General features: G+C 72.8%; 15 protein-coding genes and 6 tRNA genes. 9 read left to right on the plus strand and 12 right to left on the minus strand.

Features of this window, described 5'->3' with window-relative positions; all coding sequences use genetic code 11:
- Positions 1–131: 131 nt before the first annotated feature.
- Positions 132–203 (minus strand) — tRNA-Val (locus AMK11_RS27920).
- Between the two features lie 79 nt (positions 204–282).
- On the minus strand, positions 283–738 hold the full coding sequence (locus tag AMK11_RS27925; RefSeq protein WP_073730848.1) for a TIGR02611 family protein: 456 nt from the start codon (positions 736–738) through the stop codon (positions 283–285).
- Between the two features lie 191 nt (positions 739–929).
- On the opposite strand from AMK11_RS27925, the gene AMK11_RS27930 reads away from it, so the two are divergent.
- Entirely contained in the window at positions 930–1,343 is a 414-nt protein-coding gene (locus AMK11_RS27930) for an SsgA family sporulation/cell division regulator (RefSeq protein ID WP_004002642.1), read from the plus strand.
- A gap of 329 nt (positions 1,344–1,672) precedes the next feature.
- Complete coding sequence (locus AMK11_RS27935; protein ID WP_073730849.1) at positions 1,673–2,233, plus strand: CGNR zinc finger domain-containing protein; 561 nt, start codon at positions 1,673–1,675, stop codon at positions 2,231–2,233.
- Between the two features lie 77 nt (positions 2,234–2,310).
- Here the strand turns inward: AMK11_RS27935 and AMK11_RS27940 are convergent, their stop codons facing one another.
- On the minus strand, positions 2,311–2,490 hold the full coding sequence (locus AMK11_RS27940; protein ID WP_073730850.1) for a hypothetical protein: 180 nt from the start codon (positions 2,488–2,490) through the stop codon (positions 2,311–2,313).
- Between the two features lie 187 nt (positions 2,491–2,677).
- Positions 2,678–3,127 (minus strand): hypothetical protein, encoded by a 450-nt coding sequence (locus AMK11_RS27945; protein WP_073731076.1) that lies wholly within the window; start codon positions 3,125–3,127, stop codon positions 2,678–2,680.
- Between the two features lie 188 nt (positions 3,128–3,315).
- Here AMK11_RS27945 and AMK11_RS27950 point away from each other — a divergent pair, with 188 nt between their 5' ends.
- Positions 3,316–3,840: a DsbA family protein gene (locus tag AMK11_RS27950; RefSeq protein ID WP_073730851.1), complete on the plus strand. Its 525-nt coding sequence runs from the start codon at positions 3,316–3,318 to the stop codon at positions 3,838–3,840.
- A 26-nt stretch (positions 3,841–3,866) separates the two neighbouring features.
- On the opposite strand, the gene AMK11_RS27955 is transcribed toward AMK11_RS27950, so the two are convergent.
- The 3 genes from AMK11_RS27955 to AMK11_RS27965 form a co-directional block, all read right to left on the minus strand.
- Positions 3,867–4,691, minus strand: coding sequence for a GNAT family N-acetyltransferase (locus tag AMK11_RS27955; RefSeq protein ID WP_073731077.1), 825 nt, complete (start codon positions 4,689–4,691; stop codon positions 3,867–3,869).
- Between the two features lie 73 nt (positions 4,692–4,764).
- The gene (locus AMK11_RS27960; RefSeq protein ID WP_073730852.1) at positions 4,765–5,586 is read right to left on the minus strand and encodes an aminotransferase class IV; all 822 of its coding nucleotides are present in this window, start codon (positions 5,584–5,586) and stop codon (positions 4,765–4,767) included.
- A complete protein-coding gene (locus AMK11_RS27965; RefSeq protein ID WP_073730853.1) occupies positions 5,583–6,629 on the minus strand; it encodes a chorismate-binding protein in 1,047 nt (348 codons plus the stop codon). The genes AMK11_RS27960 and AMK11_RS27965 overlap by 4 nt, the downstream gene beginning before the upstream one ends.
- A 177-nt stretch (positions 6,630–6,806) precedes the next feature.
- Between AMK11_RS27965 and AMK11_RS27970 the strand changes: the two genes are divergently transcribed.
- The 5 genes from AMK11_RS27970 to AMK11_RS27990 all read left to right on the plus strand — a co-directional run bounded on the left by AMK11_RS27970 (position 6,807) and on the right by AMK11_RS27990 (position 7,269).
- Positions 6,807–6,879: transfer RNA gene (locus AMK11_RS27970), tRNA-Gly, on the plus strand.
- Between the two features lie 38 nt (positions 6,880–6,917).
- A tRNA-Cys gene (locus AMK11_RS27975) sits at positions 6,918–6,991 on the plus strand.
- A gap of 1 nt (position 6,992) precedes the next feature.
- Positions 6,993–7,064, plus strand: a tRNA-Val gene (locus tag AMK11_RS27980).
- A 36-nt stretch (positions 7,065–7,100) separates the two neighbouring features.
- A tRNA-Val gene (locus tag AMK11_RS27985) sits at positions 7,101–7,172 on the plus strand.
- 25 nt (positions 7,173–7,197) lie between these two features.
- A tRNA-Val gene (locus AMK11_RS27990) sits at positions 7,198–7,269 on the plus strand.
- A gap of 64 nt (positions 7,270–7,333) precedes the next feature.
- Here the strand turns inward: AMK11_RS27990 and AMK11_RS27995 are convergent.
- The 3 genes from AMK11_RS27995 to AMK11_RS28005 all read right to left on the minus strand — a co-directional run bounded on the left by AMK11_RS27995 (position 7,334) and on the right by AMK11_RS28005 (position 9,361).
- Entirely contained in the window at positions 7,334–7,618 is a 285-nt protein-coding gene (locus AMK11_RS27995) for a TFIIB-type zinc ribbon-containing protein (RefSeq protein ID WP_073730854.1), read from the minus strand.
- 101 nt (positions 7,619–7,719) lie between these two features.
- Positions 7,720–8,667 (minus strand): phosphotransferase enzyme family protein, encoded by a 948-nt coding sequence (locus AMK11_RS28000; RefSeq protein WP_073730855.1) that lies wholly within the window; start codon positions 8,665–8,667, stop codon positions 7,720–7,722.
- A 511-nt stretch (positions 8,668–9,178) separates the two neighbouring features.
- On the minus strand, positions 9,179–9,361 hold the full coding sequence (locus AMK11_RS28005; RefSeq protein WP_073730856.1) for a hypothetical protein: 183 nt from the start codon (positions 9,359–9,361) through the stop codon (positions 9,179–9,181).
- 596 nt (positions 9,362–9,957) lie between these two features.
- On the opposite strand from AMK11_RS28005, the gene AMK11_RS28010 reads away from it, so the two are divergent.
- Positions 9,958–11,427: a serine/threonine-protein kinase gene (locus tag AMK11_RS28010; RefSeq protein WP_073730857.1), complete on the plus strand. Its 1,470-nt coding sequence runs from the start codon at positions 9,958–9,960 to the stop codon at positions 11,425–11,427.
- A 27-nt stretch (positions 11,428–11,454) separates the two neighbouring features.
- Here AMK11_RS28010 and AMK11_RS28015 read toward each other — a convergent pair whose 3' ends face one another.
- Positions 11,455–12,273, minus strand: a complete 819-nt coding sequence (locus AMK11_RS28015) for a TrmH family RNA methyltransferase (RefSeq protein ID WP_073730858.1) — start codon at positions 12,271–12,273, stop codon at positions 11,455–11,457.
- Position 12,274: 1 nt separating this feature from the next.
- On the minus strand, positions 12,275–13,510 hold the full coding sequence (cobA, locus tag AMK11_RS28020) for a uroporphyrinogen-III C-methyltransferase (RefSeq protein WP_073730859.1): 1,236 nt from the start codon (positions 13,508–13,510) through the stop codon (positions 12,275–12,277).
- Positions 13,511–13,668: the final 158 nt, after the last annotated feature.

Here is a 13,668-nt window from a genome sequence, read left to right on the forward strand (position 1 = left end):
CCGCGGCCGGCGGCACGGCAGGTCACGGTTGAGTGACGGCGGGTGGAAGCGGAATGCCCGGGCGCCCGGACGCACCCACACACGCAGGCGGCCCGGCTCACGATCGTGAGCCGGGCCGCCTGATGATCCGGTGGGCGATACTGGGTTCGAACCAGTGACCTCTTCGGTGTGAACGAAGCGCTCTCCCACTGAGCTAATCGCCCGGACGCAGGAAGAACATTACCCCATGTCAGGGGGTGCCCGTGACCAGCGGGGGCCGGGTCGCCGCACCCCCGCCGCGGATCACTGGTCCTCGATCTTCCAGGGCAGCTGGAGGCCGAACTTCCACAGGTAGATCCCCGCCAGCGCGGCCACGATCACCAGGCCGACGGAGGTCAGGATGATGTTCCGGCGCCGCACCTTGGGGTCGAGGGCCCGCTGGGCCGCCTCGGTGACCTTGCGCTTGGTCCAGCGCAGGACGAGCTGCGCCCAGACGAACTCAGTAGCCCAGATCGCCATGCCGCCGAAGATCACGACCCAGCCCGGCCCGGGCAGCACCAGCATGGCGGCGCCGGCCGCGACGACCGCCAGCCCGACGATGAAGACACCGACCTGCCAGCTCAGGTGCAGGGCGCGGCGCGCCTTGATGAAGTCCGGAGCACGCGAACCGAGCGCCTGCGCGGGCGCCGCCTCGTCGTCCGTCCCCGTACGGTCTTCCGCCACGGCGGCCTCGCCGGGCTTGTTACTCCCCGTGTTCATACGGCCAAACACTACCGGAGCGAAACCTGTCACCGGAATGGGCGCAGGACCCGAACGGCCACTCGGCCGGAAGAGTTACCTAAACGCACGCAAAACACTCAGAGGGGTTTACAACGGCACCGTAGGTGGCATGTCGATTTCGCCGACGTGCGAATCCCCGAGCGCACACTGAGCGAAAGGCCCTGGCGCTTATGAACACCACGGTCAGCTGCGAGCTGCACCTGCGCCTCGTTGTGTCGAGCGAGTCCTCCCTGCCTGTCCCCGCAGGCCTGCGGTACGACACGGCCGACCCCTACGCCGTGCACGCCACCTTCCACACCGGAGCCGAGGAGACCGTCGAGTGGGTGTTCGCCCGCGACCTCCTCGCCGAAGGCCTCCACCGCCCCACCGGCACCGGCGACGTCCGTGTCTGGCCGTCCCGGAGTCATGGCCAGGGGGTCGTGTGCATCGCCCTGAGCTCCCCGGAGGGCGAGGCACTGCTCGAGGCCCCGGCGCGGGCCCTGGAGTCCTTCCTGAAGCGCACAGACGCCGCCGTGCCGCCCGGCACGGAACACCGGCACTTCGATCTCGATCAGGAGCTGTCGCACATCCTGGCGGAAAGCTAGGGCGATGCTCCGTGAAGCCGCCCGTCGCCGTCGACTCGGGGTGACGGCACGGGCCCGGACAACCGCATAACGGCACACACCGGCGTCGTCGCCGCGGTCCTCCGCGGGGGCGGCGCCGGTGCGTGTGCGGCCGCGGGGCCGCCCCTTGGTCCCTGCGGGTCCCTGCGGGAACGGGGGGCGGTCGGCGGCCGTTGTACGGGCATCCGACGGCGGTACGGGCGTTCCTCGGCCGGGCCCGGCACATCGGAGCCGGTACCCCCTTCGTGGAAGCCACTACCATCGGCCAGCATCGGCGGGCGCCCGCCCGACCCCAGGCCAGGGAGCGAGATGTGCTGATCACCCACGACACCCGGTGTGCCCTCGACACCGTGGTGGATCTGGTGAACACCGTGCCGGAGGACGATTCGGCGCCGGACGGGCTGCCGGATGTCGCGGCCCTCCAGGAATTTGTGGGAACGCACGAAATCAGCGACGTCGGCGTGCTCTCGGAGCTCGACCTGTCGGCGGTGCGCAAGATCCGCGGCCGGTTCGCGGCCGTTTTCGCGGCACCCGACGCCTTGGCCGCCGCCGGCCTGATCAACGACCTGGTCGCCGCCGCCGGCACCACACCGCGGCTCACCGACCACGACGGGTACGACTGGCACATCCACTACTTCGCGCCGGGCGCCTCCGTCGCCGACCACCTCGCCGCGGACTGCGGGATGGCGCTGGCCTTCTTCGTGGTCGCCGGGGAGCAGGAGCGGCTGCGGCGGTGCGAGGCCCCGGACTGCCGACGCGCCTTCGTCGACCTCTCGCGGAACCGCTCGCGGCGGTACTGCGACAGCCGCACGTGCGGAAATCGCTTGCACGTGGCCGCGTACCGGGCACGGCGCAAGGAGGCGGCCGGCTGACGTCCGCCTGCGACACCGGGCACACAGCGGTGGCGACGCGGCCCCCGGCGGGTGGCGCCGGGGAGCGCGGGTACGGCTCACAGCAACAGCAGATCGTGCAACGAAGCCATGAGCAGCAGACACCCGATCACCGCAAGGAAGATCATGAGCGGTGGCTGGGAAAGGGCGAAGAGGCAGCCGCGCGGTTCGTCCTGCGCCCGCGTGGTTTCGCTCTGTCTCGTGTTCAGCTGGGTATCCAGCTGAGTGGTGTCCGGCATCTCGCCGTGATGATGACGCAGTGACCAGGGCCTACGCGATCAACACGCCAGCGAAGACCGGGAGTTCGTTGAATTCCGCAATGTTCGTCCGGATCCTGATCATTACGGAGCGCGCTCTGACGACCTCGGACCGCTGTGTCGTTTCAGCCCCGGCCTCGGCGCCGGCGGCGAACACCGGCAACGACGGTCATATGCCGTGCTTCTTGAGGATGGCCTCGATGTCGCTGAAGTCGTCCTCGCCGCCGGACGGCTTGGCCGGTCGGGAGGCGGGCCGGGCGGCCGGACGGGCACCTGCGCCGAGGGAGGGCTCCGAGGCCGCCGGGGCGACCGCGTCACGCTGTGCCGCGGCGCGGGCCTCCTTCCGATCCTTGCGGGTGCCGCCGCGGCGGCGCTCCACGGCACGCGTGGTCATGAACAGCGCCCACGACACGCCCAGCACCGCGAAGCCGGCCCAGGCCACGGGGCTGAACGCCGTGTCCGCCAGCCACTCGACCACTCCGGTCATGACCAGGCCGACGGGGACCAGCGAGTAGGCGGCGATACGGGCCGCGGTGAGGAAACGCCTGCGGTACGCGGTGACCGCCGCGATGCCCAGGCCGGCCGCGGACACCGCGGAGCAGACGGTCTCGGCAATCATCCGGTCCTCCAGGGCAGGTCGGTCGGGCATGAGTACTTCGTCCCTTCCATCCTGCACCGTCGGGACGCCGTGAGGCCATGCCCGGACCCCGAGATCAGGGAGATCTCGGGGTCCGGTCCTCCCCAGGTGCCGGTGGCCGCCGTACGACCTGGTCGGGACGACACCCTGCGGGCTGGGAGAATGGGGCCATGAGCGACTCCTCCCCCGCCCGGCCCGCCGCCCCCGTCCTCGACGTCTGGTGCGAGCTCCAGTGCACGGACTGCCACACCGCCCTGGACGACCTCCGCGCCCTGCGCGCCCGCTACGGCGACCGTCTGGAGCTGCGGCTGCGGCACTTCCCGCTGGAGAAGCACAAGCACTCCTTCGCCGCCGCGCAGGCCGCCGAGGAGGCCGCGGCACAGGGGCAGGGATGGCCGTACGCGGAGGCCGTGCTGAACCGGGTCGCCGAGCTGGACCGCGAGGGCGAACCCTTCCTGGTCGAGGTCGCCCGGGAACTGGGACTGGACGCCGAGGAGTTCGACACGGCCCTGATCGACGGCCGGCACATCCTGATCGTCGACGCCGACCAGGCCGAGGGCAAGGCGATCGGCGTGACCGGCACCCCCACGTACGTGATCGGCGGCGAGCGCCTCGACGGCGGCAAGAGCCAGGAAGGGCTGCGCGAGCGCGTCGAGCGGATCGCGGACCGGCTGCTGGCCGAGCGGCAGGACTGACGGACCGGCGCCGCCCGGGCGTACGCCTACAGCAGCGGTTTGCTGCAGTAGTAGCGCGTGGTCTCGTAGCCGAGCGACTCGTAGAGCCGTTCGGCCGCGGTGTTGCCCGCGAAGACGTTGAGACCGATCAGTCGCCGGCCGGCGTCGACGGCCTGGGCCTCGGCCAGCGTCATGAGCGTCCGTCCGTGCCCCCGGCCCCGGTGCGCCGCGTCGGTCTCGACGTCGAAGACGTAGGCGCGGTCCTCGCGCAGCGCCAGCCACAGGACGCCGACCCGCGCCCCCTCGTGCTCCACCACGCTGAACAGCATGTTCTCGGTGTCCTGCCCCTGTGGCAGCAACAGCTCGTGATCTCTGCGCGCCTTCGCGTACGCCTCGTCCTCGGGGACACCCCGCTCGATCCAGGTACGGGCGTACTGCTGCGACTGGTGGGCGTGCCAGGTGGCGAACTCGTCGGCCGTCATCGGCCGTGCCCGGCTGCCCGCGGGCAGGGCGGGCGCGGTGCCGTCGAGCGGTTTGGCCATGGCGCGGTTGCGCACGACGTAGCCGAGCGCCTCCGTGAGACGCAGGCCCGCGTGGGCGTCGGGAGCCAGGTTCGCCTCGATCCGCCGGCAGCCCCAGCCCCGTACGACCTCCTCGGCCGCGAGGGCCGCCACCGTGCCACGGCCGCGCCGCCGGTCCGGTTCGTCGATGCTCAGGTGGTGGATCACGGCCACCGCATCGCCGAAGGCCTGTGAGGTGCCGAGGTGTATCGCGCCGACGGACCGGCTGTTCACGCACACCTGGTAGTGGCGCGAACGCGTCCCGTCGGCGGCGCGCTGGAGCGGCTCGGTCGGCCGCAGGGTGGTGGTCATCACCGGAGTTCTACCCGGTGACGGAGTTCGAGTCAGCCTCATTTTCGAGGCGTTCCCGGTCTGCGGGCGCGCTTTACGGGTCCAGGTCGTTGCCGGACCGCTCCTCGAAGATCCGCATGGCCTTGGCGGTCACCGGCCCCGGGGCCCCCGGCAGTTCGCGGTCGTCGACGCGGTGCACGGCCTGCACGTCCCGGAGGGTGGAGGTCAGGAAGACCTCGTCGGCGCGGTCCAGGACGTCCATCGGGAGGTCGGTCTCGCGGGCACCGGTCCACTCGACGGCCAGGGCGCGGGTGATCCCGGCGAGGCAGCCGGAGGCGACCGGCGGGGTGTGGATCTCGCCGTCGAGGACGACGAAGACGTTCGAGCCGGTGCCCTCGCACAGCTGCCCCACCGTGTTGCCGAACAGCGCCTCGGTGGCGCCCCGTTCGCGGGCGCGGGCCAGGGCGACGACGTTCTCCGCGTAGGAGGTGGTCTTCAGGCCGGTGAGCGCGCCGCGCTCGTTGCGGGTCCACGGCACCGTGATCACGGCCGTCGAGTCGGGGCGCCGGCCGGTCTCGCCGAGGGCGACGACGAGGGTCGTGCCGTGCTCCCCCCGGTCGGATCCGAGCGGGCCGTGACCGCCGGTGTACGTGATGCGCAGCCTGCCCAGCGGCATGGGGTTGGCCTCGATGACGGCGGCGCAGGCGCGGCTGACCTCGTCGAGGTCGGGGGCGGGCAGGCCGAGGCCGCGGGCCGAGCGGGTCAGCCGGTCGAGGTGCCGGGTCAGGGCGAACGGCCTGCCGTCCACCGCCTTCACGGTCTCGAAGATGCCGTCGCCCACGGTCAGCCCGTGGTCGAGGACGGAGACGCGGGCGGACTCGATGTCCTGGAGCCCGCCGTCGAGCCAGATTTTCACGCCTGTGTTCCCTCTCCACTCACCTCGTACGTCCCCGACGCTACCGCGAGCAGCCGGGACGCCTTCAGTTCCGTCTCCCGCCACTCCCCCTCCGGGTCGGACCCCCAGGTGATGCCGGCGCCGGTCCCGAAGCGCAGCACCCCCTCGGCACGGTCGATCCAGAAGGTGCGGATGCCGACGGCGAGCTCGGCGGTGCCCCGGTCGGCGTCGACCCAGCCGATGCCGCCGCAGTACGGGCCCCGGGGCGCGGTCTCCAGGGCTTCGATGATCCGCAGGGCGCTGGACTTGGGGGCGCCGGTGACGGACCCCGGCGGGAAGGCCGCGGCGAACAGCTCCGGCCAGCCGGCGTCGGCGCGCAGCTCGCCGCGGACCGAGGAGACCAGGTGCACGAGGCCCGGGTGCTTCTCGACGGCACAGAGGTCGGGGACGGTCACGCTGCCCGTGGCGCAGACCCGCCCGATGTCGTTGCGGACGAGGTCCACGATCATGACGTTCTCGGCGTAGTCCTTCTCCAGCAGGTCGGCCTCGGTCCGTCCGGTCCCCTTGATCGGCCCGGACTCGACGGTCCGGCCGGCGCGGCGCAGGAACAGCTCGGGCGAGGCGGTGGCGATCTCGACACCGTGGCCGGGCAGCCGGATCGTCCCGGCGTACGGCGCCGGGTTGCCGCGGGCCAGCAGGGCGGTGAGGGCGTCCACGTCTGCGCCGGGGCCGACGGGCGCCGAGAGCACCCGGCAGAGGTTTGCCTGGTAGACCTCGCCGGCGGCGATGTGCTCGCGTATGCGCCGTACGGCCGCCGTGTACGCGGCGTGGTCGAGGGAGGACGTCCAGTCGCCGACGGCCGGTCCCCGCCACCGGCCGGGTGCGGGAGTCGGCACCGGCCGCGTCCGTACGTCCGCGAAGCGTGCGCAGGTCAGACGGCCCTCGAAGTCCGCGCAGACGGCCCAGAAACCCTCGGATTCGAGGGCGGCGGGATCGCTGGTGACGTCGAGGAGACCGGTGGCGAGACGCTCGCCGAAGCGGGCGAGGGGAGGGAGGTCGAGCACGTGTCCGAGTCTAGGACGGTGGCCCGGAGGTGACCCGAACGTGTCCTTCCGGGTGCCCTGACCAGGTCCTCGGGCGGACGCACCGCAGCACGCTGCACAAACGCGTTTTTGTACTGGCTCAGGAATCCGCTAGAGTTCAACACGTCGCCGGGACGCGGAAGCGGACCGAACCGACAGGCGGACGTAGCTCAGTTGGTAGAGCGCAACCTTGCCAAGGTTGAGGTCGCGAGTTCGAGCCTCGTCGTCCGCTCGCAGGAACAGGGGGCCTCCCGGGCCCTCTACACTCCTGGTGGAGTGGCCGAGAGGCGAGGCAACGGCCTGCAAAGCCGTCTACACGGGTTCAAATCCCGTCTCCACCTCCAAGGACGATTAGCTCAGCGGGAGAGCGCTTCCCTGACACGGAAGAGGTCACTGGTTCAATCCCAGTATCGTCCACTGGTCCGCAAGGATCACTGATCCGTATGGATCCCCGCGCGATTAGCTCAGCGGGAGAGCGCTTCCCTGACACGGAAGAGGTCACTGGTTCAATCCCAGTATCGCGCACGCAGTACCGCACCTGGTGCTCCCAGGACGATTAGCTCAGCGGGAGAGCGCTTCCCTGACACGGAAGAGGTCACTGGTTCAATCCCAGTATCGTCCACACCGACCGAAGCCCCCGGCCGTCTCGTACGGCCGGGGGCTTCGTCGTGGCTCGGATCAGCGAGTCAGCTGGAGAAGAGCATGTGGCCGAAGCTCTTGTGGCGGTGGTGACCGTGGTGGCCGTGGCCGGCGTGCGGGGCGCCCCAGGCGGGCGCGGGAGCGGCCGGGTAGGCCTGCGGGGCGGCGGGCGGGGCCGGCGGGGCGGGCTGGGACCACTGGGCCTCCAGGCGGGTCAGCGACTCCAGCTCGCCGTAGTCCAGGAAGATCCCTCGGCAGCCGCTGCACTGCTCTATCTGAACACCGTTGCGGTTGTAGGTGTGCATCGGTGCACGGCACTTGGGGCACTGCATCGTCGGCTCAACTCCTCGCCGGTCGGTCCTGCTTCGCGTATCGCCAGGACAGACTCTGTCCGGCTACGGGTCGGTTGCACCCTACGTCGCGGAAATTCGGTTCAACCGTGCGGGGCGGAAGGGCTGACGGAGCTCATGCGGGAGCAGGCGTCGACCAGGGACTGCTCCACCTCGTCGAGGATGCGGCCCGCCGCGACGGCCTTGGTGACGGCACGGGCGGCGGTCTGCGCGGTGAGGGCGCGGGCCGGAACGTCCAGCGCGGGCCAGGGGTCCTCGTGGGACGGGAGGGCCGGGCCGCCGGCCGCGCGGTAGGCGGTCAGGAAGCGGTGCCAGTCCTCGGGCGGGAGGAGTCCGCACGCGTACCAGGCGGCCGGGCGGGCCAGGTCCCAGGCCGGGGCACCGGTCCCGAGATCGTCCACGTCTATCAGCAGCCATGAGCCGTCGGGCGAGGGGTGGCGCACGAGCTGGCCGAGGTGGAAGTCGCCGTGGCAGAGCCCGGCCGCGTCCGGCATCGCGGCCTCGCCGCGGGCCCATGCCGGGAGGGCGGCCCAGGCCCGCAGGACGGGGGCGGTGGCGGGATGGTGCGGGGCGGTCGTCCGGAGGCGGGCGACTGCGCGGGCCGCCTTCGCGGGGCCGCGCATGGGAGGTACGGCGGTGGGGGCGGCGGTCCGGTGCAGGCGCGCGAGGAGGGTGGCGGCGGCCTCCCACGGCGCGGCGTCCGGGTCCTCGGGGTCGACGGGGGTGCCGTAGGGCCAGTACGTGACGAGTCGCCCGTGCAGGGCGACGGGCGACGGGCGCAGCGGGGGCAGCAGGACGCCGGGGAGCCGGGCGGCGACGGTGACACGACGGGCCAGCTCGGCGGCGTCGGCGTCAGCCGCGTGGGCCTTGGCGACGGTCCCGGCATGCCGGACGACGGTGCCGTCGGGGCGGTCGGCGAGGGTGCTGTCGCCCGGAGTGGCGGCCGCTCCGCAGGGGCAGACCGGGGTGCGTGCGTGGGCTGCTTCCCTGACGCGGAGCGTCAGGGCGGGGAGGAGGGCGTCCGTCGTCACGGGGTGAGCGTACGCAGGTGTTCCGCCGCCGGGGACTCGTGTGCGGGTCCCTTGCCGGGCGGGGTGCCCTCCCGCCGGCCTGCGGTTGGGGCGTTGCCTGGGGGTGGGCTTGGGGTCCGGGGCGTTGCTGCCGGCCGGGCGAGCCTGCCGTCCGGGGCGCTCCCGCCCGGGGATGGGCCCACGGTCCGGGCACTCCCGCCGAAGCAAGGGCCTCCCGTCCAGGACGCTCCCGCCGAAAGGCGAGCCTGCGGTCCAGGCCCTTCCGGCAAAGGGTGAGCCTGCCGTACCAGGGGCGCCCCCGAAGGATGGGCCTGCCACCCTCGAGTGTCCCCGCCCGAGGATGGGCCTGCGGGTCCGGGGAGGCGCGCGGCAGCGGGCCGGCCGGAAAAGCAATGCCGGCGCAGCTCCCCAGCTGCGCCGGCATTTTGCCGTCCGCCGCACCCCCGTCCCCACGGGGTTTCATGGATGGATGTCCCCGCCCGGACCGCTCTTCCGGGCCTGGGGTCGCCGCTCAGCGCCCCAGCATCACACCCACGGACGACGCTTGTGTGGCCACTGTCTCCCACCCGTCGAAGACGAGGAGGAGCAGGACCGCCAGGGGCAGGGCCATGACCGTCGCCACCAAGGGGTGACGGCGTCCCTGACGGCGGCTGTCGCGTGTGCGGACCAGCGTCCGCGGTACCGTCTGGGCCATGGTCCCTCTCCTGACCGTTTCCGTTGTTCTGGCAGCGGCGGGCGTCTGACCTCGGGGGACGAGTGCTGCACCCGCCGCTTGACCTCAAATCTAGGCGCCCGGCACTCTCCGGACGTCATGCCCTCGTACCGAATGCCGGGCCTCCCGGAGGATGAGCCATGCCCCGGGGCGTACTCCCCTGGGTGGAGACCGGGTCCCGGACCTCGGGGTCTTCCCGGAAGGGGTGCCCCCTGCGTCCCGGTTTCTCCGTACTGTCCGGTGACATCCCTCACTCCAGCCCTGTCCCGGCGCACCTCCGCCTCCGCCCACCGCACGTCCCCGCCCGCCGTCACGCCGCGGAGTCTCACCGGCTCGACGGCTCCACGGCGCCCCGCGCCGCTTCCGTCCGAACACTCACGCCCATCCCAATCCCCGCGCTACGACGGCCGGTTGGGATCACCCGTGTGTCCGGGCCGGACAGCGCCCGCGTTCCCTGACCGCCCCTCAACTCTCCCACCCGGCACTGACAATCCCTCGCCCCGAGAGGGCGCGGCCTCTGCGCGCGGGCGGCCGTGGAAACGTAAGCTGTGGCTCGTCACAGGGACCGGGCAGCGGGGATGAACATGGCGATGATGCGCCTGAGGCGCGAGGACCCGCGCGTCGTCGGCTCGTTCAGGCTTCACAGGCGGCTCGGCGCGGGCGGAATGGGCGTGGTCTACCTGGGCTCCGACAAGAAGGGGCAGCGGGTCGCGCTGAAGGTCATCCGGCCCGATCTGGCCGAGGACCAGGAGTTCCGCTCGCGGTTCGCACGCGAGGTCTCCGCGGCCCGGCGCATCCGGGGCGGCTGCACCGCACGTCTGGTCGCCGCGGACCTGGAGGCGGACCGCCCCTGGTTCGCCACGCAGTACGTGCCCGGCCCCTCTCTGCACGACAAGGTCGTCGACGGAGGCCCGCTCGGTGCGGCCGACGTCGCCGCGGTGGGTGCCGCCCTGTCCGAGGGACTGGTCGCCGTGCACGAGGCGGGGGTGGTCCACCGGGACCTGAAGCCGTCCAACATCCTGCTGTCCCCGAAGGGGCCGCGGATCATCGACTTCGGCATCGCCTGGGCCACGGGCGCCTCCACGCTCACCCACGTCGGCACCGCGGTCGGCTCCCCCGGGTTCCTCGCGCCGGAGCAGGTGCGGGGGGCGGCGGTCACACCGGCCACGGACGTGTTCTCGCTCGGTGCCACACTGGCGTACGCCTCGATGGGCGACTCGCCCTTCGGGCACGGCAGTTCCGAGGTGATGCTGTACCGCGTGGTGCACGAGGAGGCCCAGCTGCACGGCGTCCCGGACGCCATCGCTCCGCTGGTCCGGGCCTGCCTGGCCAAGGATCCCGAGGAGCGCCCGAGCACACTGCAACTGTCCTTGCGGCTCAAGGAGATCGCCGCCCGGGAGGCCCAGGGCCTGGCCGACGTACGGCCTCCGGCGCCGCGCAGCGCGGAGGCGGACATGCCGACGGGGCGGCTCGCCGACACCTACCCGGAGCGCGCACAGCGGCGCCCGCAGGGGCGGCCGGGTGCGCCGGGTACACCTGCTCCGAGGAGCGCGTCCGGTTCCCGCGGCCCTGCGCCCGCCCGTGGTCCCGAAGTGTCGCGGGGTGGCACACCCTCGCGCGGTGGCACACCGTCGCGGGGAGGGTCCGGGGCGCGGGGTGGCAGCGCGTCACGCGGTGGCGGTGCGGGCTCGCGGGGCGGTTCCCGGTCCACGACCCCCTCCCGCGGCAACCCGGGACGGAACGGGTCCCGCCACGACAGCGGCGGCCGGTCCTCGCCGCGCAGCGGGGCCGGGCGTACGGCGCCGAGGACCACCGGGACCGGCTGGCGGCGGCCCGCCAACCCGCGGCTGCTGCGGCAGCGCCTGACCGTGTTCGTGGTCGTGACGCTGCTGGTCGCGCTGGGCATCGCCGCCGCGCAGGGCTGCCAGGGGCCGTCCCGGGGGCTCGGCGACGAGCGGGAGGGGGTCCGGACGCAGCACGAGCAGGTGGACGTACGGGTGGACGTACGGGACGACACGCCCGGGCAGCGTCAGGTGTCCGGTCTCTAAGGGAGCCTGGATCGCTTCCCGCACCCGCTACGCCGAGGGCCGGCCCGTCGTCACCGCGTAGAAGGCGACCGCTGCCGCCGCGCCCACGTTCAGGGAGTCGACACCGTGGGACATCGGGATGCGGACCCACGCGTCGGACGCCGCCAGGGCCCGCCGGGACAGGCCGTCGCCCTCGGCGCCCAGCATCAGGGCCACCCGGTCCATGCGGTGCGGGGCGGCCTCGTCGAGGGACTTGGCCCGCTGGTCGGGGGTGAGGGCGAGGAGCGTGAAGCCCGACTCGCGGACCGTCGCGAGGCCGGCCGGCCAGGTGTCGAGGCGGGCGTACGGCACGGAGAAGACGGCGCCCATCGAGACCTTCACGCTGCGCCGGTACAGCGGGTCCGCGCAGTCCGGGGAGAGGAGTACCGCGTCGATTCCCAGGGCGGCGGCGGAGCGGAAGATGGCGCCGATGTTGGTGTGGTCGTTGACCGACTCCATGACGACGACGCGCCGGGCGGTGGTCAGGAGGTCGGCCGCCGTCGGCAGTGGCTTGCGCTGCATGGAGGCGAGCGCGCCGCGGTGCACGTGGTAGCCGGTGACCCGTTCCGCGAGCGCCGGGTCGACGACGTACACCGGTGCGGGGGCCTCGTCGATGACGTCGCGCATGGTGTCGACCCACTTCGCGGAGAGCAGCATCGAGCGCATCGCGTAGCCCGCCTCGCCGGCCCGTCGGATGACCTTCTCGCCCTCGGCGATGAAGAGGCCCTCGGCGGGTTCGCGGCGGCGGCGCAGTTCGACGTCGGTCAGGCCGGTGTAGTCGTGCAGCCGCGGGTCGTCGGGGTCGTGGATGGTGACGAGGTCCGCCATGTCACGCACCGGTCCCGTGCGGGCCTACGCCGACGACCTCGCCGACGACGATGACGGCGGGCGGCTTGACCTCCTGGGCGACGACGGTCTCGGCGACCGTGGCGAGGGTCGCGTCGACCCGACGCTGGGCGGCCGTCGTGCCCTCCTGGACGAGGGCGACCGGCGTCCCGGGGGACCTGCCGTGCGCGACGAGGGTCTCGGCGATCCTGCCGATCTTGTCGACACCCATGAGGATCACGAGCGTGCCGGTGAGTTTGGCGAGGGACGGCCAGTCGACCAGGGAACGCTCGTCGTCGGGGGCGACATGGCCGCTGACCACGGTGAACTCGTGGGCGACGCCCCGGTGGGTGACCGGGATGCCGGCCGCACCGGGGACCGAGATGGAGCTGGAGATGCCGGGGACGACGGTGCACGGGATGCCCGCCTCGGCCAGCGCCTGCGCCTCCTCCATGCCCCGGCCGAAGACGAACGGGTCTCCGCCCTTCAGCCGTACGACCGCCTTGCCCTGCTTGGCGTGCTCGATCAGCGCGTTGTTGATGGCCTCCTGGGCCATGAAACGCCCGTAGGGGATCTTCGCCGCGTCGATGACCTCGACGTGCGGCGGCAGTTCGGCGAGCAGGTCGCGCGGGCCGAGCCGGTCGGCGATGACCACGTCGGCCTCGGCGAGCAGCCGGCGGCCCCGGACGGTGATCAGGTCCGGGTCGCCGGGTCCGCCGCCGACCAGGGCGACTCCGGCGGTGCGGGTGCGGTGGTGCGGGGCGACGAGGGTGCCGTCACGCAGGCCCTCCACGACCGCGTCGCGGATGGCGGCGGTGTGCCGTGGGTCCCGGCCGCGGGCGTTCGTGGTGAGCACGGCGACGGTGACGCCCTCGCTGTGGCCGGTCGCCGGGGTCCAGGCGGTGGCCCGGTCGGCGTCGTCGGAGCGGACGCACCACACGCGGTGCCGCTCGGCCTCGGCGGAGGCGGCGGTGTTGGCCTCGGCGTCGCTGGTGGCGATCAGGGCGTACCAGGCGTCCGCGAGGTCGCCCTCGGCGTACGGACGCCGCTCCCAGGTGATCTCTCCCGCGTCCGCCATGGCCTCGACCGAGGGGGTCGCCTCCGGGGACACGAGGCGGATGTCCGCGCCCGCCGCGATGAGGGCGGGGAGGCGGCGCTGGGCCACCTGGCCGCCGCCGAGGACGACCACGCGGCGGCCGGTCAGACGGAGGCCTACGGGGTAGGCGGGGTGTTCGGCCATGAGTGGACGGCTCCTCTTGGAAGCGGCGGTGCGGAGGCGCTGACGTGCGCATTTTAAGGTGCGGCCGGGAGCGGGGGCTCGGGTGGTCCGGTGGCTGGACCTCGTTGCCGGGTGCCTACCCGGCGGACCGGTGGCCGTGTCCACCCGCAACCACCGGT

This window comes from Streptomyces sp. CB02414 (genome assembly GCF_001905385.1).
Classification (GTDB): domain Bacteria; phylum Actinomycetota; class Actinomycetes; order Streptomycetales; family Streptomycetaceae; genus Streptomyces.